This window comes from Pseudomonas sp. MIS38 (assembly GCF_019891575.1).
Taxonomy (GTDB): Bacteria; Pseudomonadota; Gammaproteobacteria; order Pseudomonadales; family Pseudomonadaceae; genus Aquipseudomonas; species Aquipseudomonas putida_A.
This window is the reverse complement of the sequence record NZ_JAFLXF010000012.1, coordinates 149,871-167,204: the sequence shown is the minus strand read 5'-3', so window position 1 is coordinate 167,204 and position 17,334 is coordinate 149,871. Positions and strand designations below refer to the sequence as shown.

The window sequence follows — 17,334 nt, the reverse complement described above, 5'->3', positions numbered from 1 at the left end:
CATTCAGAAAGCACTTTGACAATCATTCTCGTTAACATTAAGATCCATCGCAATTGAGTCACAACCAGCGACGGTTCTCACTTATGTATGTTTGTCTCTGCACTGGCGTCACCGACGGACAAATCCGCGAAGCGATCTATGAAGGTTGCTGCAGCTACAAAGAAGTCCGCCAGGCCACCGGCGTCGCCAGCCAATGCGGCAAATGTGCGTGCCTTGCCAAGGAAGTGGTTCGCGAAACCCTGACCAAGCTGCAAACCGCTCAGGCTGCGATCCCCTACCCTGTAGAATTTACGGCGGCATAATTACCCCCCCATTTCAAAAAACCGGGCATATGTCCGGTTTTTTTATGCCCGCAAATCAAGCGCTTAGGCGTTAGACGCGGAACACAAACATTCTTATTCAGATTTAATTTCATTTATTATTCAATAACTTAGGTTTGACACTTATAAGTACCAAGCTCAAACTCCGCCTTATATACAGCTAATACAGGGCAGGACTCCCATCATGAAAGGCGACATTACAGTCATCCAGCATCTCAACAAGATCCTTGCCAATGAACTGGTCGCGATCAATCAGTACTTCCTGCATGCACGCATGTATGAAGATTGGGGCCTGAACAAGCTGGGCAAGCACGAGTACCACGAATCCATCGACGAGATGAAACACGCGGACAAGCTGATCAAGCGCATTCTGTTCCTCGAAGGCCTGCCGAACGTGCAGGATCTGGGCAAGCTGCACATCGGCGAGCACACCCAGGAGATGCTGGAATGTGACCTGCGTATCGAGAAGACCGGCCACGCCGATCTGAAAGCCGCCATCGCCCATTGCGAATCGGTTGGCGACTTTGGCAGCCGTGAACTGCTCGAAGACATTCTCGAATCCGAAGAAGAGCATATCGACTGGCTGGAAACCCAACTGGGCCTGATCGATAAAGTCGGTCTTGAGAACTATCTGCAATCGCAGATGGGCGAAGAGTAAATAAGCGCCCGCTGAATTCGCGACACTAAAAAGCCCCGCCCTCTTTCGAGATGCGGGGCTTTTTATTGGCAAATCCCGGATCAGATGCAGATCCCTGTGGGAGCGAGCTTGCTCGCTCCCACAAAAGCCGGATCAGGCTTCGGACTTGGCCGCAGCAGCCTTGGCCGATGCTTCCTTGACCAGAGTCTGCAGCTCACCGTTGGCGAACATTTCAGCCATGATGTCGCTACCGCCGACCAGCTCACCGCCGACCCACAGTTGCGGGAAAGTCGGCCAGTTGGCGTACTTTGGCAGGTTGGCGCGGATTTCCGGGTTCTGCAGGATGTCGACGTAGGCGAACTTCTCGCCACAGCCCATTACAGCCTGCGCAGCTTTCGCGGAGAAGCCACACTGCGGGGCATTCGGCGAGCCTTTCATGTAAAGCAGAATGGTGTTGTTGGCAATCTGCTCTTTAATCGTTTCGATGATATCCATGGAGCACCTCGGCTGAACTTTCCGACTCATGGGTCGGCACGGTGACGCATTGTAACGGAATCCCGAGCGCCATGCTCGGTCTCCCCGACGGTCACGTTCAGGCCGCCGCCACCGTCACCGGTACGCCATTGAGCGCGGCGTTACCCGACAACTCGTCGAGCTGGCATTCATCGGTCAGGTCGTTGGCACTCGATCCCGGCTGCCCACTGGCGATTGCCATTTGCACGCCCGGCCGAGCATGTCCCCAACCGTGCGGCAGGCTGACCACGCCCTTCATCATGTCCAGACTGCCGAGCACCTCGACCTCGATCTGCCCTACCCGCGAGCTGACGCGAACTAACTGACCATCGTTGAGCCCACGGCTGGCGAGGTCATCCGGGTGCATCAGCAATTGATGCCGTGGCTTGCCCTTCACCAGACGATGGTAGTTATGCATCCACGAATTGTTGCTGCGCACATGGCGCCGGCCGATCATCAGCAGCTCATCGGCCGCCGGCGCCTGCAAGGCCGCAAAGCGTGCGAGATCGGCGAGAATTTCCGGCGGCGCAGCCTGCACCCGTTGATTCGGCGTCTTGAGGCGTGCAGCCAGATTAGGCTTCAACGCCCCAAGATCAATCCCGTGCGGATGATCGAACAATGTCGCCAATGACAGCTTTTGCTCGGACGCATCGCCATACAGGCCCATGCGCAGCCCCATATCGATCATCTTCGCCGGCGGCATCGTCGGTTTCAGCTCCTTGCCGGTCTTCTCGGCAAACGCCTTGGCCAGACCGACAAAGATCTCCCAGTCGTGTAATGCGCCCTCGGGCTTGGCGAGAATCGCGCGGTTGAAGCGGGTGACGTTGCGTACCGCGAATAGATTGAAAGTAGTGTCGTAATGATCGTTCTCCAGCGCCGAGGTCGACGGCAGAATCAGATCGGCGTAGCGCGTGGTTTCGTTAATGTACAGGTCGATGCTGAGCATGAACTCCAGACCATCGAGCGCCTGTTCCAGTTGCCGGCCGTTTGGCGTCGACAACACCGGATTGCCGGCCACAGTGATCAGCGCGCGAATCTGCCCTTCACCTTCGGTGAGCATCTCTTCAGCCAGCGCCGATACCGGCAGCTCGCCACCGTACTCGGGGCGTCCGGACACCCGGCTCTGCCACTTGTTGAAATGCCCGCCCGAGGTCGATGCCACCAGATCCACCGCTGGCTCTGTGCACAAGGCACCGCCGACGCGATCGAGATTGCCAGTCACCAGATTGATCAACTGCACGACCCAATGGCATAGCGTGCCGAAGGCCTGAGTGGAAACGCCCATCCGGCCGTAGCAAACAGCGCTTGGTGCAGCGGCGAAGTTCCGGGCCAGTTGGCGGATCTGTTCAGCGGGAACGGCGCACAGCGGGCTCATGGCTTCGGCAGTGAAGGTTGCGACGGCTGCGCGCACTTCATCAAGGCCATCAACCGGCAAGTGGCTGTCACGGGTCAGCCCTTCGCTGAAAAGCGTATTGAGTAAGCCAAACAACAGCGCCGCGTCGCCACCCGGCCGCACAAACAAGTGCTGATCGGCGATAGCTGCCGTTTCGCTGCGCCGGGGATCGACCACCACCACTTTGCCGCCGCGCGCCTGAATCGCCTTCAGGCGTTTCTCGACATCCGGCACGGTCATGATGCTGCCGTTGGATGCCAGCGGGTTGCCGCCGAGGATCAGCATGAAATCGGTGTGATCGATGTCCGGGATCGGCAGCAGCAAGCCATGGCCGTACATCAGGTAACTGCTCAGGTGATGCGGCAACTGATCGACCGAAGTCGCCGAGAAGCGATTGCGCGTCTTCAGCAGGCCGAGAAAGTAGTTGCTGTGGGTCATCAGCCCATAGTTGTGCACGCTCGGGTTGCCCTGGTAGACCGCCACCGCATTCTGCCCGTGACGCTCTTGAATCGCCGCCAGACGCTCGGCCACCAGCGCAAAGGCCTCGTCCCACTCGATCGGCAGCCATTCGCTGCCGACCCGGCGCATCGGCTGGCGCAGGCGGTCGGGATCGTTCTGGATGTCTTGCAGGGCTACGGCCTTGGGGCAGATGTGCCCGCGACTGAACGTGTCGAGCGCGTCGCCCTTGATCGAGGTGATCGCGACGTTGCCATCGGTTTCGGTGGTCTCGATGGTCAGGCCGCAGATGGCTTCGCACAGGTGGCAGGCACGGTGATGGAGAGTCTTGGTCATGGCCAGTCTCTGTCTTGTTCTGGGCAGGCAATCAGGCCCGCGGGAACAAAACTATGGCCCCGGCGCAGATCCTGCGCCAGCGACGTTCGTCTTGTGAATCGACGGTTATCAGGCGAGCCGATACACCGCCATGCTCAGTTCGACGGCAGCTGCGGCGGCGGGGCCAACTGAATTTCCTGAATGGTTTCGATCTGCTCGTGGGCAACGTGCACGCCGGTGAGTTCGCCGATCAACCGCCAGTGCTCGTCGAGCCCGGCACTGATGGTCGCCATGCGATCGATCATGTGGCGGCCGGCGGTCTTGACCACTTCGTCCTCGCTGCGCAGCAGCTCGAAAGACATCGAAGTGACCGACGCGGTGAGATGGGTCAGTGAGCGAGCTGTGTGGCCCAACAGTTCCATTAACAGTTTTTCTTTCGATTCCATGCGGAAGCTTCCTGCGTCGCTCGAAACTTATTTATAACCCAGCACTTTGCTTTAGCAAATGTTTCAGTCTGAGCATCCGACCAAGTGATGGCATGGCGCCACGCTCGTAAACCGACCTGGTCGACGTGATCCCCGCCACGCCGCATTGCCAAGCCCCGCGAGGCCGGTGTACAAAGAGGCTTGCTGCTGTCCTGAACCCGGCTTCACATGCGTACTGCAACATCCCGTGCGCCCTCCGAATCCCGCAAAAACCGTAGCCTATTGGCGTAACGCGACATTTAGTGTCAATATCGCGCCTTCCCCAATTTCGTCGCCCCGTGCGGCTTACGCCGCAGGTCTCGCCCGTTGTTCCGTTAAACAAGGCTTTGAGCATCTGCGGTCTGTAGCAAAAAGGTAGTCAATGATGAGCGCAAGGCACTTTCTCTCCCTGATGGATTGCACGCCCGAAGAGCTGGTCAGCGTGATCCGTCGAGGCGTTGAGCTCAAGGACCTGCGTAACCGCGGCGTACTGTTCGAGCCGCTGAAAAACCGCGTCCTGGGGATGATCTTCGAGAAATCCTCGACCCGTACCCGGATTTCCTTCGAGGCCGGCATGATCCAGCTCGGTGGCCAGGCGATCTTCCTCTCGCCACGTGACACCCAACTGGGCCGTGGCGAGCCGATCGGCGACTGCGCCATCGTCATGTCGAGCATGCTCGACGCGGTGATGATCCGTACCTTTGCCCACAGCACCCTGACCGAATTCGCCGCCAACTCGCGCGTGCCGGTGATCAACGGCCTGTCCGATGACCTGCACCCGTGCCAGTTGCTGGCCGACATGCAGACTTTCCTTGAGCACCGTGGCTCGATCCAGGGCAAGACCGTGGCCTGGATCGGCGACGGCAACAACATGTGCAACAGCTATATAGAAGCGGCGATCCAGTTCGACTTCCAGTTGCGCGTTGCCTGCCCGCAGGGCTACGAGCCTAATCCGGAATTTGTCGCCCGCGCCGGCGATCGCGTGACTATCGTCCGTGATCCGCAGGATGCCGTGCGCGGTGCGCATCTGGTGAGCACCGATGTCTGGACTTCGATGGGTCAGGAAGAGGAAACTGCCAAGCGCCTGAAGTTGTTCGCTCCGTTTCAGGTGACCCGCGCCCTGCTCGATCTGGCGGCCGAAGATGTGCTGTTCATGCACTGCCTGCCGGCGCACCGCGGTGAAGAAATCAGCCTCGACCTGCTTGATGACCCGCGCTCCGTCGCTTGGGATCAGGCAGAAAACCGTCTCCACGCACAGAAGGCCCTGCTCGAGTTCCTCGTCGAACCGGCATATCACCACGCATGAGCCATGAATTACTGCTGAACCTGCGCAACCTCGCTTGCGGCTATCAAGATCAACGCGTGGTGCAGAACCTCAATCTGCACCTCAACGCCGGTGACATCGGCTGCCTGCTCGGCTCGTCCGGCTGCGGCAAGACCACCACCCTGCGCGCGATTGCCGGTTTCGAACCGGTGCATGAAGGGGAAATCACGCTGGGTGGCGAAACCATTTCCAGCGCCGGTTTCACCCTGGCACCAGAGAAACGCCGGATCGGCATGGTGTTTCAGGATTACGCGCTGTTCCCGCACCTGAGTGTTGCAGACAACATCGCCTTCGGTATCCGCAAGCACCCGAACAAGGAGCGCGTCACCGAGGAGCTGCTGGAACTGGTCAATCTGAAGAATCTAGGCAAGCGCTTTCCCCACGAGTTATCGGGTGGCCAGCAACAGCGTGTTGCCCTAGCCCGGGCACTGGCGCCGGAGCCGCAATTGCTGCTGCTCGACGAGCCATTCTCCAACCTCGATGGCGAACTGCGGCGCAAGCTCAGCCACGAAGTGCGCGACATCCTCAAGGCCCGTGGCACCAGTGCGATTCTGGTGACCCACGACCAGGAGGAAGCCTTCGCCGTCAGCGATCACGTTGGCGTGTTCAAGGAAGGTCGTCTGGAGCAGTGGGACACGCCCTACAACCTCTACCACGAACCGGCGACACCGTTTGTTGCCAGTTTCATCGGTCAGGGCTATTTCATTCGCGGCCAGCTCGGCAGCCCGGAATCGGTGCAGACCGAACTCGGCGAACTGCGCGGCAACCGCGCCTACACCTGGCCGGTGGGCGGTGCGGTGGATGTATTGCTGCGTCCGGATGACATCGTTTATGCGCCGGACAGCGGGTTGAAAGCGCGGATCGTCGGCAAGACGTTCCTTGGCGCCTCGACCCTGTATCGCCTGCAACTGCCGACCGGTGCGCAGCTGGAATCGATCTTCCCGAGCCATGCCGACCATCAGGTGGGGGCGGAGGTGGGGATTCGCGTCGCCGCCGAACACCTTGTCCTGTTCCAGGCCAGCGGCAGTACCGCGGCACAAATCCCGGCGGTGGAAAACGGCGTCCGCCGCTACAGCGCTGCACTCTGATCCGCCCCGGATCAAAACTGTGGGAGCGGGCTTGCTCGCGAATGCGCTGGGTCAGTCAACGAAGAGGTCGTCTGACACCCCGCATTCGCGAGCAAGCCCGCTCCCACAGTTGGTTTTGGGTTCAACCCAGGATCAGCGTGCCGCTGGCCACCAGCGTCGCATTCCCGCCGATCTTCACCCGCTCCCCCTCCAGCCGACAGAACAACTCCCCGCCCCGCGCCGAACGCTGGCACGCGGTCAAACTGGATTTGCCCAAACGTTTCGACCAATACGGAATCAGGCTGCAATGCGTCGAGCCGGTCACCGGATCTTCGTTGATGCCGATTGCCGGGGCGAAGTAGCGCGAAACGAAATCGTGCTGATTGCCGCGCGCCGTCACGATGGCGCCGAGCCACGGCAGTTTTGCCAGTGCAATCATGTCCGGCGTGCAGTCGAGCACTGCCTGCTCCGACTCCAGCACCACAAACAATTCATTGGAACCGAGCACATCCACCGCCTCGACGCCCAGCGCGCGCTCGACATCCAGCGTCACGCCAATTTCTGACGGCACAATCGACGGGAAGTCCAGCCACAGGCGATCGCCCTCGCGGCTGACGCTAAGCGGCCCGGACTTGCAGATGAAGTCCAGTCGCTCGGCATTTTCCTTGTAGACCTCGAACAACACATAGGCGCTGGCCAGTGTGGCATGCCCGCACAGCGGCACCTCGGTGGTCGGGGTGAACCAGCGGATGTGCCACGCCGCGCCTTCGCGCACCACGAACGCGGTTTCTGCCAGATTGTGTTCGGCAGCGATCTTCTGCATCAAATCGTCCGCGAGCCATGCATCGAGCCGATACACCATCGCCGGGTTGCCACTGAACGGCCGATCACTGAACGCATCAACCTGATGAAATTCGAGCTGCATAACCTTCTCCCTGAGTGAGTCGGCAGAGCATGCAGCCACGCTGCGCTCAGCGCCAGTGACAGAACCGGGCAATTTTCTTCATACAGAACGCAAGTTCATGCACGACCGATGTCGGCAAATTTGGCTTGGGTGTGTTCAGCCAGAACCGCCGGCGCCAATTCGACTTCCAGGCCACGTCGGCCAGCACTGACATAAATAGTCGCAAAGCCTTGGGCTGAGTTATCGATGAAGGTGCGCAGACGCTTCTTCTGCCCCAGCGGACTGATGCCGCCCAACAGGTAACCGGTGGAACGCTGCGCCGCGGCCGGGTCAGCCATTTCGACTTTCTTCACTCCCGCCGCGTGGGCCAGGCCCTTGAGATCAAGGCTTCCGACGACCGGCACCACCGCCACCAGCAATTCACCTTTTTCGCTGGCAGCGAGCAGCGTCTTGAACACTTGCGCCGGCTCCAGCGCCAGTTTCTCGGCGGCCTCCAGCCCATAGGACGCGGCCTTGGGGTCATGTTCGTAACCGTGCACGCGATGTTCGGCACGAACTTTTTTCAACAAGTCCAACGCAGGGGTCATGGCAGCTCCAGGCTCGGCATCAACAGAAAAATCCTGCGCCGGATTCTAGGCCATCATCTCGCAAAAGGCTCTAGCGCGAGCCCCGTTTTCCGGGCGTTGCAGGCGAATCGCCGGACTATCGCCGCCATCTTCCGCAGGATCATTCAGCAGGCTGATAGTTTAATTGTGACCGATGGTTCACTTTCGACCTTTGACAGGTTTGTTTCTTGTCTATATTTTTTCGAATCTGAATAATGTAAGAATTATCATCACCGCAGCACCCAGCAGTAAACCGGGAACAGGATGGGGATCCTGCCCCGGGGAAAATCGCGCCTTGGCCTGACGGCAAATGCGCCAGACAACAACAAAAATCGAGGTTTTCAATGACAACTGCTTTACAGCAACCATCGCTTTCCGGCCAATGCCTGGCCGAGTTTCTGGGGACTGCACTTCTGATCTTTTTCGGCACTGGCTGTGTCGCCGCGCTCAAAGTCGCGGGCGCCAGCTTCGGTCTGTGGGAAATCAGCATCATCTGGGGCGTCGGCGTGAGCATGGCGATCTACTTGACCGCCGGGGTTTCCGGCGCGCACCTGAACCCCGCCGTGAGCATTGCCCTGAGCATTTTCGCCGACTTCGAAAAGCGCAAACTGCCGTTCTATATCCTGTCGCAGATCGCCGGCGCGTTTTGCGGTGCGCTGTTGGTGTACACGCTGTACAGCAATCTATTCTTCGATTACGAACAAACTCACCACATGGTGCGTGGCACCGCTGCCAGCCTTGAGTTGGCCTCGGTGTTCTCGACCTTCCCCAATCCGGTACTGTCCACCGCTCAGGCATTCCTGGTCGAGATGATCATCACCGCGATCCTGATGGGCGTGATCATGGCCCTGACCGATGACAACAACGGTCTGCCGAAAGGCCCGATGGCTCCGCTGCTGATCGGTTTGCTGATTGCCGTAATCGGCAGCTCGATGGGCCCGCTGACCGGTTTTGCGATGAACCCGGCGCGTGACTTCGGTCCGAAACTGATGACTTTCTTCGCCGGCTGGGGTGAAATTTCCTTCACTGGCGGCCGCGATATTCCGTACTTCCTGATTCCGATTTTTGCACCGATTGTCGGTGCCTGCCTCGGCGCTGCCGGGTATCGCGGGCTCATCGCTCGTCACCTGACCGGCGCCACACCTGCTACAAAGGATGCAGAACCGGCCATTGACGGCAAACCAAGAACTTCTTGAAACAGTCGGCGCGGGCTCCTGCCCTTTTAGAGCCCGCGCCACGGCCCACTCTCCCTTATTTCGTCCAAGGCAATCGACATGACCGACATTCAGAATAAGAACTACATCATTGCCCTCGATCAGGGTACAACCAGCTCCCGCGCGATCATTTTCGACCGCGATGCGAACGTGGTCTGCACCGCCCAGCGCGAATTCGCCCAGCACTACCCGCAAGCCGGTTGGGTCGAGCACGATCCAATGGAAATCTTTGCGACCCAGAGCGCGGTGATGGTTGAAGCACTGGCCCAGGCCGGCCTGCATCACGATCAGGTCGCCGCCATCGGTATCACCAACCAGCGTGAAACTACGGTGGTCTGGGACAAGACCACCGGTCGTCCGGTGTACAACGCCATCGTCTGGCAGTGCCGCCGCAGCACCGAGATCTGCCAGCAGCTCAAGCGCGATGGCCACGAAGAGTACATCCGCGACAACACCGGTCTGGTTACCGACCCGTACTTCTCCGGCACCAAGCTGAAGTGGATCCTCGACAACGTCGAAGGCAGCCGCGAGCGTGCGCGCAATGGCGAACTGCTGTTCGGCACCGTCGATAGCTGGCTGATCTGGAAATTCACCGGCGGCAAGGTACACGTCACCGACTACACCAACGCCTCGCGCACCATGCTCTTCAACATCCATTCGCTGGAGTGGGATTCGAAGATGCTGGAAATCCTCGACATCCCGCGCGAAATGCTCCCGGAAGTCAAAGCCTCTTCGGAAATCTACGGTCGCACCAAGAGCGGCATCGCCATCGGCGGTATCGCCGGTGACCAGCAAGCGGCACTGTTCGGCCAGATGTGCGTCGAGCCGGGCCAGGCTAAAAACACCTACGGCACCGGCTGCTTCCTGCTGATGAACACCGGCGACAAAGCGGTGAAATCGCAACACGGCATGCTCACCACCATCGCTTGCGGCCCGCGTGGCGAAGTGGCTTACGCCCTGGAAGGCGCGGTGTTCAACGGCGGTTCGACCGTGCAGTGGCTGCGCGATGAACTGAAGATCGTCAACGACGCTCACGACACCGAATACTTCGCCAATAAAGTGAAGGACAGCAACGGCGTGTACCTGGTACCGGCCTTCACCGGTCTGGGCGCTCCGTACTGGGACCCGTATGCCCGCGGTGCACTGTTCGGCCTGACGCGCGGCGTGCGCGTGGATCACATCATCCGCGCCGCGCTGGAATCGATCGCCTACCAGACCCGCGACGTGCTCGACGCCATGCAACAGGACTCCGGCGAACGCCTCAAGGCCCTGCGCGTGGACGGCGGCGCGGTCGCGAACAACTTCCTCATGCAGTTCCAGGCCGACATCCTCGGCACCCAGGTCGAGCGTCCGCAAATGCGTGAAACCACTGCACTCGGCGCGGCGTACCTGGCCGGTCTGGCGTGCGGTTTCTGGGGCAGCCTCGACGAACTGCGCGGCAAGGCCGTGATCGAGCGTGAGTTCGAACCGAGCCTGGACGAAGCCGAGAAAGAGAAGCTGTACAAAGGCTGGAAAAAAGCCGTCAGCCGCACCCGTGACTGGGCACGTGAAGACGCTGAATAAGCCAGTCTGAAGACTGACTTAAGCTGTCCAAACAGCGTGAAAGCGTAGCGAGCGAAGGCAAGACAAGGCAAAAACAGGCGAGGACGCGGAGTTTACGGGTTTGTAAATGAGCAGTCCGAGCCTGTTTTTAACGCAGGATTGCCGAGCGCAGTAGCTTTCACGTTGTTTGGAAACTGGTCGGGAGGAGATTCCTGCGTCATCATGGGCAAATTTTGCACGGCAGCCCAAAGGAAGCCCCATGAATCTGCCTCCCCGTCAGCAGCAAATCCTCGAGCTGGTCCGCGAACGCGGCTATGTGAGCATCGAGGAAATGGCCACGCTGTTCGTTGTTACCCCGCAAACCATCCGCCGCGATATCAATCAGCTCGCGGAAGCCAATCTGTTGCGTCGCTACCATGGCGGCGCGGCCTATGACTCCAGCGTCGAAAACACCGCCTATGCGATGCGCGCCGACCAGATGCGCGACGAAAAACAACGCATTGGCGAAGCCATCGCCGCGCAGATCCCCGATCACGCCTCGCTGTTCATCAACATCGGCACCACCACCGAATCGATTGCCCGCGCCCTGCTCAATCACAACCATCTGAAGATCATCACCAACAACCTGCACGTCGCCTCGATGCTCAGTGCCAAGGATGATTTCGATGTGCTGCTGACCGGCGGCAACGTGCGCCGTGACGGCGGTGTGGTGGGTCAGGCGAGCGTGGACTTCATCAACCAGTTCAAGGTCGATTTCGCACTGGTGGGTATCAGCGGCATCGACGAAGACGGCAGCCTGCTCGACTTCGATTATCAGGAAGTGCGCGTGTCGCAGGCGATCATTGCCAATGCGCGGCAGGTGATTCTGGCGGCGGACTCGAGCAAGTTCGGGCGCAATGCGATGATTCGATTGGGTCCGATCAGCCTGATCGACTGCCTGGTGACCGATCAGCAGCCAGTGCCGGCACTGGCGCAACTGCTGAGCCAGCACAAAATTCGTCTGGAAGTCGTTTAAACCCGTTCAACATCCCCTGTGGCGAGGGGATTTATCCCCGATGGGCTGCGAAGCAGTCCTAAAACCACCCAATGCGGTGTGCCTGAGACTCCACGGTAGTTGATTGAGGGGCCGCTACGCGGCCCATCGGGGATAAATCCCCTCGCCACAAAGATCATCTCCGCCTCAATAATGTTCGAAAATTTTCTTTTAGCCGCCCTTCGATGAGTTTTTTCAATCGAACGCGACTGGCTGCGCGCGTCTTTATGGGCTACCATTTTCGCAAATGAACATTTATGTTCGATTTCCAAGACAGAAAATCAAAAGAGCCCGAGGCCAGCCGATGTCCACATCTACCTTGCGTACGCCCCCTATCTCCGAGATCTACGACGTTGCCGTAATTGGCGGCGGGATCAATGGCGTGGGGATCGCAGCGGATGCCGCCGGTCGCGGTCTCTCGGTGTTCCTTTGCGAAAAGGATGACCTGGCCAGCCACACCTCGTCGGCCAGCAGCAAGCTGATCCACGGCGGCCTGCGCTACCTCGAACATTACGAATTCCGTCTGGTGCGTGAAGCGCTGGCCGAGCGCGAAGTGCTGCTGGCCAAGGCGCCGCACATCGTCAAGCCGATGCGTTTTGTGCTGCCGCACCGCCCGCACCTGCGTCCGGCGTGGATGATCCGCGCCGGCCTGTTCCTTTATGACAACCTCGGCAAGCGCGAAAAACTGCCAGGTTCGAAAAGCCTGAAGTTCGGTGCCGACAGCGCGCTGAAAAGCGAAATCACCAAGGGCTTCGAATACTCCGATTGCTGGGTCGATGACGCCCGCCTCGTCGTTCTGAACGCCATGGCCGCCCGGGAAAAAGGTGCCCACGTACACACCCAGACCCGTTGCGTCAGCGCCCGCCGCGCCAAGGGCCTGTGGCACCTGAATCTGGAACGCGCCGACGGCAGCCTGTTTTCGATCACTGCCAAAGCCTTGGTGAACGCCGCCGGCCCGTGGGTCGCCAAGTTCATTCGTGACGACCTGAAAATGGAATCGCCGTACGGCATCCGCCTGATTCAGGGCAGCCACATCATCGTGCCGAAGCTGTACGAAGGCGATCACGCGCATATCCTGCAAAACGAAGATCAGCGCATCGTCTTCACCATTCCATACCTGAACCACTTCACCCTGATCGGCACCACCGACCGTGAATACACCGGCGATCCGGCGAAAGTGGCAATCACCGACGGCGAAACCGATTACCTGCTGAAAGTGGTCAACGCGCACTTCAAGAAGCAGATCAGCCGCGACGACATCCAGCACAGCTACTCGGGCGTGCGTCCACTGTGCAACGACGAATCCGACAACCCGTCCGCCGTGACCCGCGATTACACCCTGGCATTGTCTGGCGGTGGCGAAGAAGCACCGCTGCTGTCGGTGTTCGGCGGCAAACTGACCACCTACCGCAAACTCGCCGAGTCAGCGATGGCCCAGTTGATGCCGTACTTCACCCAGATGCGCCCGAGCTGGACCGCCACCGCGACCCTGCCCGGCGGCGAAGACATGACTACGCCGCAAGCCTTGAGCGCGCAGATTCGCGACAAGTTCGACTTCGTCCCGACCGAGATCGCCCGCCGCTGGGCCACCACCTATGGCAGCCGCACCTGGCGCATGCTCGAAGGCGTGGAAACCCTCGCCGACATGGGCGAACACATGGGTGGCGGGCTCTACACCCGTGAAGTCGATTACCTGTGCAGCGAAGAATGGGCCACCACGGCGCACGACATCCTGTGGCGTCGCAGCAAACTGGGCCTGTTCACTACCCCGGCCGAGCAAGAGAAACTGGCGGCCTACCTGGGCAAGGTCGAGCAGAACCGCAAGATTGAAGCGGCGTGATTTGAACATCGCTTAAACGAAAGCCCCTGAATTGAGAGATTCAGGGGCTTTTTTGTTTATCCGCGCCGGACGCTGAACCTGTGGCGAGGGAATGTGGGCTCGAACGATCATCAATATGAGGGCAGCGATTAAAAGATCGTTCGGATTTCCGAACGCGACCTCCCGGTCGATTCGGATAACCGGATCAGTTTCATCGAAAAACACCGACACAAAACTTTAATCACCTTATAAATCAAGCCATTAGCCACTATCGACTGCTCTGGCACGACTCATGCTCTACACTCTCTCGACGAATGCCTGCCGTGCCAACACTTCAGGAGCCGTCAGGCATTCGAAGCACAAAAGGGCCGACGAACTGGCCCCATAAAAAAAACAATTCGAGGAAAATTTGATGCGCATCGTTCCCCATATCCTGGGCGCAGCCATTGCGGCCGCTCTGATCAGCACGCCAGTTTTCGCCGCCGAACTCACCGGCACCCTGAAGAAAATCAACGATTCCGGCACCATCACCCTCGCTCACCGCGACAGTTCCATTCCGTTTTCCTACATCGCGGATGCTTCCGGCAAGCCAGTGGGCTACTCCCACGACATTCAAGTGGCCATCGTTGAAGCCCTGAAAAAAGACCTGAACAAGCCAGACCTGCAGGTCAAATACAACCTGGTGACCTCGCAAACCCGTATCCCGCTGATCCAGAACGGCACCGCGGATATCGAGTGCGGTTCCACCACCAATAACGCCGAACGCGCCCAGCAAGTCGACTTCACCGTCAACATCTTCGAAATCGGCACCCGCCTGCTGGTCAAGAAAGACAAGGATGGCAACCCGTCCTACAAAGACTTTGCCGACCTCAAAGGCAAAAACGTCGTGACCACCGCCGGCACCACGTCCGAGCGCATCATCAAAGCGATGAACGCCGACAAGCAGATGGGCATGAACATCATCTCCGCCAAGGACCACGGCGAATCCTTCAACATGCTGGAAAGCGGCCGCGCCGTTGCCTTCATGATGGACGACGCCCTGCTGGCCGGCGAAGAAGCCAAGGCCAAGAAGCCGGACGACTGGGTCATCACCGGTACTCCGCAATCCTTCGAAGCCTACGCGTGCATGGTTCGCAAAGACGACCCGGCCTTCAAGAAGGCTGTGGATGACGCCATCGTCGGCCTGTACAAGTCGGGCAAGATCAACGAGATCTACAAGAAGTGGTTCGAAACCGCGATTCCGCCAAAGGGCCTGAACCTCAACTTCCCGATGAGCGACAAGGTCAAGGAACTGATCGCCAACCCGAGCGACAAGCCGGCGCCTGACGTAAAAATCTGATTCCTGACTAACCTTATCCCCTGAGGGAGCCACCCTCCCTCAGGCGTCTGTTACCTGCTGGTTTTACAGTGGAACACTCGACCTGGCGGTTTTCGAGCCGATCGCGTGTGCCCGGCGTTCAACGTCGGACGGGAAAGGATCTTCCCCAAGCGGGTGCTTGTACATCGATCGATTTCGAGGGGAGACCCTAATGAATTACAACTGGGACTGGGGCGTGTTCTTCAAGTCCACCGGCGTGGGCAGCGAGACTTATCTCGACTGGTACATCGCCGGCCTGGGCTGGACCATTGCCATCGCCATCGTGGCATGGATCATCGCCTTGCTGCTGGGCTCCATTCTGGGGGTCATGCGCACGGTGCCGAACCGCCTCGTATCGGGCATCGCGACCTGCTACGTCGAACTGTTTCGCAACGTGCCGCTGCTGGTGCAGCTGTTCATCTGGTACTTCCTGGTGCCCGATCTGCTGCCGCAAAACCTGCAGGACTGGTACAAGCAGGATCTGAACCCGACCACCTCGGCCTACCTGAGCGTGGTCGTGTGCCTGGGTCTGTTCACCGCCGCCCGGGTCTGCGAGCAAGTGCGCACCGGCATCCAGGCGCTGCCACGCGGCCAGGAATCCGCCGCCCGCGCCATGGGTTTCAAGCTGCCACAGATCTATTGGAACGTGCTGCTGCCCCAGGCCTATCGCATCATCATTCCGCCGCTGACCTCGGAATTCCTCAACGTGTTCAAGAACTCCTCCGTGGCGTCCTTGATCGGCCTGATGGAACTGCTGGCGCAAACCAAACAGACCGCCGAGTTCTCGGCCAACCTGTTTGAAGCCTTCACCCTGGCCACGCTGATCTACTTCACCCTGAACATGAGCCTGATGTTGCTGATGCGCATGGTCGAGAAGAAAGTCGCAGTGCCCGGCCTGATCTCCGTGGGGGGTAAATAATGGACTTCGATTTCAGCGGCATCATCCCCGCGATCCCGGGCCTGTGGAACGGCATGGTCATGACCTTGCAACTGATGGTCATGGGCGTGATCGGCGGCATCGTGCTGGGGACGATCCTCGCGCTGATGCGCCTGTCGTCGAGCAAACTGCTGTCGCGCGTTGCCGGCGCCTACGTGAACTACTTCCGCTCGATCCCGCTGCTGCTGGTGATCACCTGGTTCTACCTGGCGGTGCCGTTCGTGCTGCGCTGGATCACCGGCGAAGACACCCCGATCGGCGCGTTCACCTCCTGCGTCGTGGCTTTCATGATGTTCGAAGCCGCGTACTTCTGTGAGATCGTCCGGGCTGGCGTGCAGTCGATCCCCAAAGGCCAGATGGCCGCCGCGCAAGCGATGGGCATGACCTATGGCCAGACCATGCGGCTGATCATCCTGCCCCAGGCGTTCCGCAAGATGACCCCGTTGCTGCTGCAACAGTCGATCATCCTGTTCCAGGACACCTCGCTGGTCTACACCGTGGGCCTGGTGGACTTCCTCAACTCCGCCCGCTCCAGCGGCGACATCATCGGTCGTTCCAACGAGTTCCTGATCTTTGCCGGTGTCGTCTACTTCATCATCAGCTTTTCCGCCTCGCTGCTGGTCAAGCGTCTGCAAAAAAGGTTTGCCGTATGATCTCCATCAAGAACATCAACAAGTGGTATGGCGACTTCCAGGTGCTGACTGATTGCAGCACCGAGGTCAAAAAAGGCGAAGTGATCGTGGTCTGCGGCCCGTCGGGTTCGGGCAAGTCGACCCTGATCAAGTGCGTCAACGCGCTGGAGCCGTTCCAGAAAGGCGACATCGTCGTCGACGGCACTTCGATTGCCGACTCCAAGACCAACCTGCCGAAACTGCGTTCGCGCGTCGGCATGGTGTTCCAGCACTTCGAGCTGTTCCCGCACCTGACCATCACCGAGAACCTGACCATCGCGCAGATCAAGGTGCTGGGCCGCAGCAAGGAAGAGGCGACCAAGAAAGGTCTGCAACTGCTGGAACGCGTCGGCTTGTCTGCGCATGCGCACAAGCACCCGGGGCAACTGTCCGGCGGTCAGCAGCAGCGTGTGGCGATTGCCCGTGCACTGGCCATGGACCCGATCGTCATGCTGTTCGACGAACCGACCTCGGCGCTCGACCCGGAAATGGTCAACGAAGTGCTCGACGTGATGGTGCAACTGGCCCACGAAGGCATGACCATGATGTGCGTGACCCACGAGATGGGCTTCGCGCGCAAAGTGGCTGACCGCGTGATCTTCATGGACGCCGGCAAGATCATCGAAGACTGCCCGAAAGAGGAGTTCTTCGGCGACATCAGCGCCCGCTCCGAACGCGCGCAGCACTTCCTCGAGAAAATCCTGCAGCACTAAAAGCAACACACCGAACTCTGTGGCGAGGGCGCTTTGTGGCGAGGGGATTT

At 59.3% G+C, this 17,334-nt stretch carries 17 protein-coding genes; 12 read left to right on the top strand and 5 right to left on the bottom strand.

Going from position 1 to position 17,334, the window contains the following annotated elements; genetic code table 11:
- Positions 1-83: 83 nt before the first annotated feature.
- Positions 84-302, top strand: a complete 219-nt coding sequence (locus tag J1G18_RS15770) for a bacterioferritin-associated ferredoxin (RefSeq protein WP_003227725.1) — start codon at positions 84-86, stop codon at positions 300-302.
- Between the two features lie 202 nt (positions 303-504).
- Entirely contained in the window at positions 505-978 is a 474-nt protein-coding gene (bfr, locus tag J1G18_RS15765; RefSeq protein WP_003227727.1) for a bacterioferritin, read from the top strand.
- A 132-nt stretch (positions 979-1,110) separates the two neighbouring features.
- Here bfr and grxD read toward each other — a convergent pair whose 3' ends face one another.
- The 3 genes from grxD to J1G18_RS15750 form a co-directional block, all read right to left on the bottom strand.
- Positions 1,111-1,452 carry a Grx4 family monothiol glutaredoxin gene (gene grxD / locus J1G18_RS15760; RefSeq protein WP_003227729.1) on the bottom strand — a complete coding sequence of 114 codons (342 nt, stop codon included), beginning with the start codon at positions 1,450-1,452 and terminating at the stop codon, positions 1,111-1,113.
- A 97-nt stretch (positions 1,453-1,549) separates the two neighbouring features.
- Positions 1,550-3,655 (bottom strand): molybdopterin oxidoreductase family protein, encoded by a 2,106-nt coding sequence (locus tag J1G18_RS15755; protein ID WP_134787229.1) that lies wholly within the window; start codon positions 3,653-3,655, stop codon positions 1,550-1,552.
- A gap of 134 nt (positions 3,656-3,789) precedes the next feature.
- Positions 3,790-4,080, bottom strand: a complete 291-nt coding sequence (locus tag J1G18_RS15750) for a hypothetical protein (protein WP_223008039.1) — start codon at positions 4,078-4,080, stop codon at positions 3,790-3,792.
- 403 nt (positions 4,081-4,483) lie between these two features.
- On the opposite strand from J1G18_RS15750, the gene argF reads away from it, so the two are divergent.
- Both argF and J1G18_RS15740 read left to right on the top strand, forming a co-directional pair.
- On the top strand, positions 4,484-5,404 hold the full coding sequence (gene argF / locus J1G18_RS15745; protein WP_047296204.1) for an ornithine carbamoyltransferase: 921 nt from the start codon (positions 4,484-4,486) through the stop codon (positions 5,402-5,404).
- Positions 5,401-6,510 (top strand): ABC transporter ATP-binding protein, encoded by a 1,110-nt coding sequence (locus J1G18_RS15740; RefSeq protein WP_096795147.1) that lies wholly within the window; start codon positions 5,401-5,403, stop codon positions 6,508-6,510. The genes argF and J1G18_RS15740 overlap by 4 nt, the downstream gene beginning before the upstream one ends.
- Positions 6,511-6,631: 121 nt before the next feature.
- Here the strand turns inward: J1G18_RS15740 and J1G18_RS15735 are convergent, their stop codons facing one another.
- Both J1G18_RS15735 and ybaK read right to left on the bottom strand, forming a co-directional pair.
- The gene (locus tag J1G18_RS15735; RefSeq protein ID WP_027612072.1) at positions 6,632-7,414 is read right to left on the bottom strand and encodes a PhzF family phenazine biosynthesis protein; all 783 of its coding nucleotides are present in this window, start codon (positions 7,412-7,414) and stop codon (positions 6,632-6,634) included.
- 95 nt (positions 7,415-7,509) lie between these two features.
- On the bottom strand, positions 7,510-7,980 hold the full coding sequence (ybaK, locus tag J1G18_RS15730; RefSeq protein WP_223008038.1) for a Cys-tRNA(Pro) deacylase: 471 nt from the start codon (positions 7,978-7,980) through the stop codon (positions 7,510-7,512).
- A gap of 362 nt (positions 7,981-8,342) precedes the next feature.
- Between ybaK and J1G18_RS15725 the strand changes: the two genes are divergently transcribed.
- From J1G18_RS15725 to J1G18_RS15690, 8 genes are all read left to right on the top strand, one after another.
- The gene (locus J1G18_RS15725) at positions 8,343-9,194 is read left to right on the top strand and encodes an MIP/aquaporin family protein (protein ID WP_027612073.1); all 852 of its coding nucleotides are present in this window, start codon (positions 8,343-8,345) and stop codon (positions 9,192-9,194) included.
- A 78-nt stretch (positions 9,195-9,272) separates the two neighbouring features.
- Complete coding sequence (gene glpK / locus J1G18_RS15720) at positions 9,273-10,775, top strand: glycerol kinase GlpK (RefSeq protein ID WP_027612074.1); 1,503 nt, start codon at positions 9,273-9,275, stop codon at positions 10,773-10,775.
- A gap of 238 nt (positions 10,776-11,013) precedes the next feature.
- Positions 11,014-11,769: a DeoR/GlpR family transcriptional regulator gene (locus J1G18_RS15715; protein WP_007916700.1), complete on the top strand. Its 756-nt coding sequence runs from the start codon at positions 11,014-11,016 to the stop codon at positions 11,767-11,769.
- A 322-nt stretch (positions 11,770-12,091) separates the two neighbouring features.
- Positions 12,092-13,627, top strand: coding sequence for a glycerol-3-phosphate dehydrogenase (gene glpD / locus J1G18_RS15710; protein WP_134787232.1), 1,536 nt, complete (start codon positions 12,092-12,094; stop codon positions 13,625-13,627).
- Positions 13,628-14,018: 391 nt separating this feature from the next.
- The gene (locus tag J1G18_RS15705) at positions 14,019-14,945 is read left to right on the top strand and encodes a glutamate/aspartate ABC transporter substrate-binding protein (protein WP_027612076.1); all 927 of its coding nucleotides are present in this window, start codon (positions 14,019-14,021) and stop codon (positions 14,943-14,945) included.
- Between the two features lie 190 nt (positions 14,946-15,135).
- Positions 15,136-15,882 (top strand): amino acid ABC transporter permease, encoded by a 747-nt coding sequence (locus tag J1G18_RS15700; protein ID WP_027612077.1) that lies wholly within the window; start codon positions 15,136-15,138, stop codon positions 15,880-15,882.
- A complete protein-coding gene (locus J1G18_RS15695; protein ID WP_007963949.1) occupies positions 15,882-16,553 on the top strand; it encodes an amino acid ABC transporter permease in 672 nt (223 codons plus the stop codon). The genes J1G18_RS15700 and J1G18_RS15695 overlap by 1 nt, the downstream gene beginning before the upstream one ends.
- A complete protein-coding gene (locus J1G18_RS15690) occupies positions 16,550-17,284 on the top strand; it encodes an amino acid ABC transporter ATP-binding protein (protein ID WP_007963947.1) in 735 nt (244 codons plus the stop codon). Before J1G18_RS15695 ends, J1G18_RS15690 begins: the two co-directional genes overlap by 4 nt.
- Positions 17,285-17,334: the final 50 nt, after the last annotated feature.

Coding starts and splice junctions, on each gene's coding strand:
- J1G18_RS15770 (WP_003227725.1), top strand. CDS start 84: ATGTATGTTTGTCTCTGCACTGGCGTCACCGACGGACAAATCCGCGAA.
- bfr (WP_003227727.1), top strand. CDS start 505: ATGAAAGGCGACATTACAGTCATCCAGCATCTCAACAAGATCCTTGCC.
- grxD (WP_003227729.1), bottom strand. CDS start 1,452: ATGGATATCATCGAAACGATTAAAGAGCAGATTGCCAACAACACCATT.
- J1G18_RS15755 (WP_134787229.1), bottom strand. CDS start 3,655: ATGACCAAGACTCTCCATCACCGTGCCTGCCACCTGTGCGAAGCCATC.
- J1G18_RS15750 (WP_223008039.1), bottom strand. CDS start 4,080: ATGGAATCGAAAGAAAAACTGTTAATGGAACTGTTGGGCCACACAGCT.
- argF (WP_047296204.1), top strand. CDS start 4,484: ATGAGCGCAAGGCACTTTCTCTCCCTGATGGATTGCACGCCCGAAGAG.
- J1G18_RS15740 (WP_096795147.1), top strand. CDS start 5,401: ATGAGCCATGAATTACTGCTGAACCTGCGCAACCTCGCTTGCGGCTAT.
- J1G18_RS15735 (WP_027612072.1), bottom strand. CDS start 7,414: ATGCAGCTCGAATTTCATCAGGTTGATGCGTTCAGTGATCGGCCGTTC.
- ybaK (WP_223008038.1), bottom strand. CDS start 7,980: ATGACCCCTGCGTTGGACTTGTTGAAAAAAGTTCGTGCCGAACATCGC.
- J1G18_RS15725 (WP_027612073.1), top strand. CDS start 8,343: ATGACAACTGCTTTACAGCAACCATCGCTTTCCGGCCAATGCCTGGCC.
- glpK (WP_027612074.1), top strand. CDS start 9,273: ATGACCGACATTCAGAATAAGAACTACATCATTGCCCTCGATCAGGGT.
- J1G18_RS15715 (WP_007916700.1), top strand. CDS start 11,014: ATGAATCTGCCTCCCCGTCAGCAGCAAATCCTCGAGCTGGTCCGCGAA.
- glpD (WP_134787232.1), top strand. CDS start 12,092: ATGTCCACATCTACCTTGCGTACGCCCCCTATCTCCGAGATCTACGAC.
- J1G18_RS15705 (WP_027612076.1), top strand. CDS start 14,019: ATGCGCATCGTTCCCCATATCCTGGGCGCAGCCATTGCGGCCGCTCTG.
- J1G18_RS15700 (WP_027612077.1), top strand. CDS start 15,136: ATGAATTACAACTGGGACTGGGGCGTGTTCTTCAAGTCCACCGGCGTG.
- J1G18_RS15695 (WP_007963949.1), top strand. CDS start 15,882: ATGGACTTCGATTTCAGCGGCATCATCCCCGCGATCCCGGGCCTGTGG.
- J1G18_RS15690 (WP_007963947.1), top strand. CDS start 16,550: ATGATCTCCATCAAGAACATCAACAAGTGGTATGGCGACTTCCAGGTG.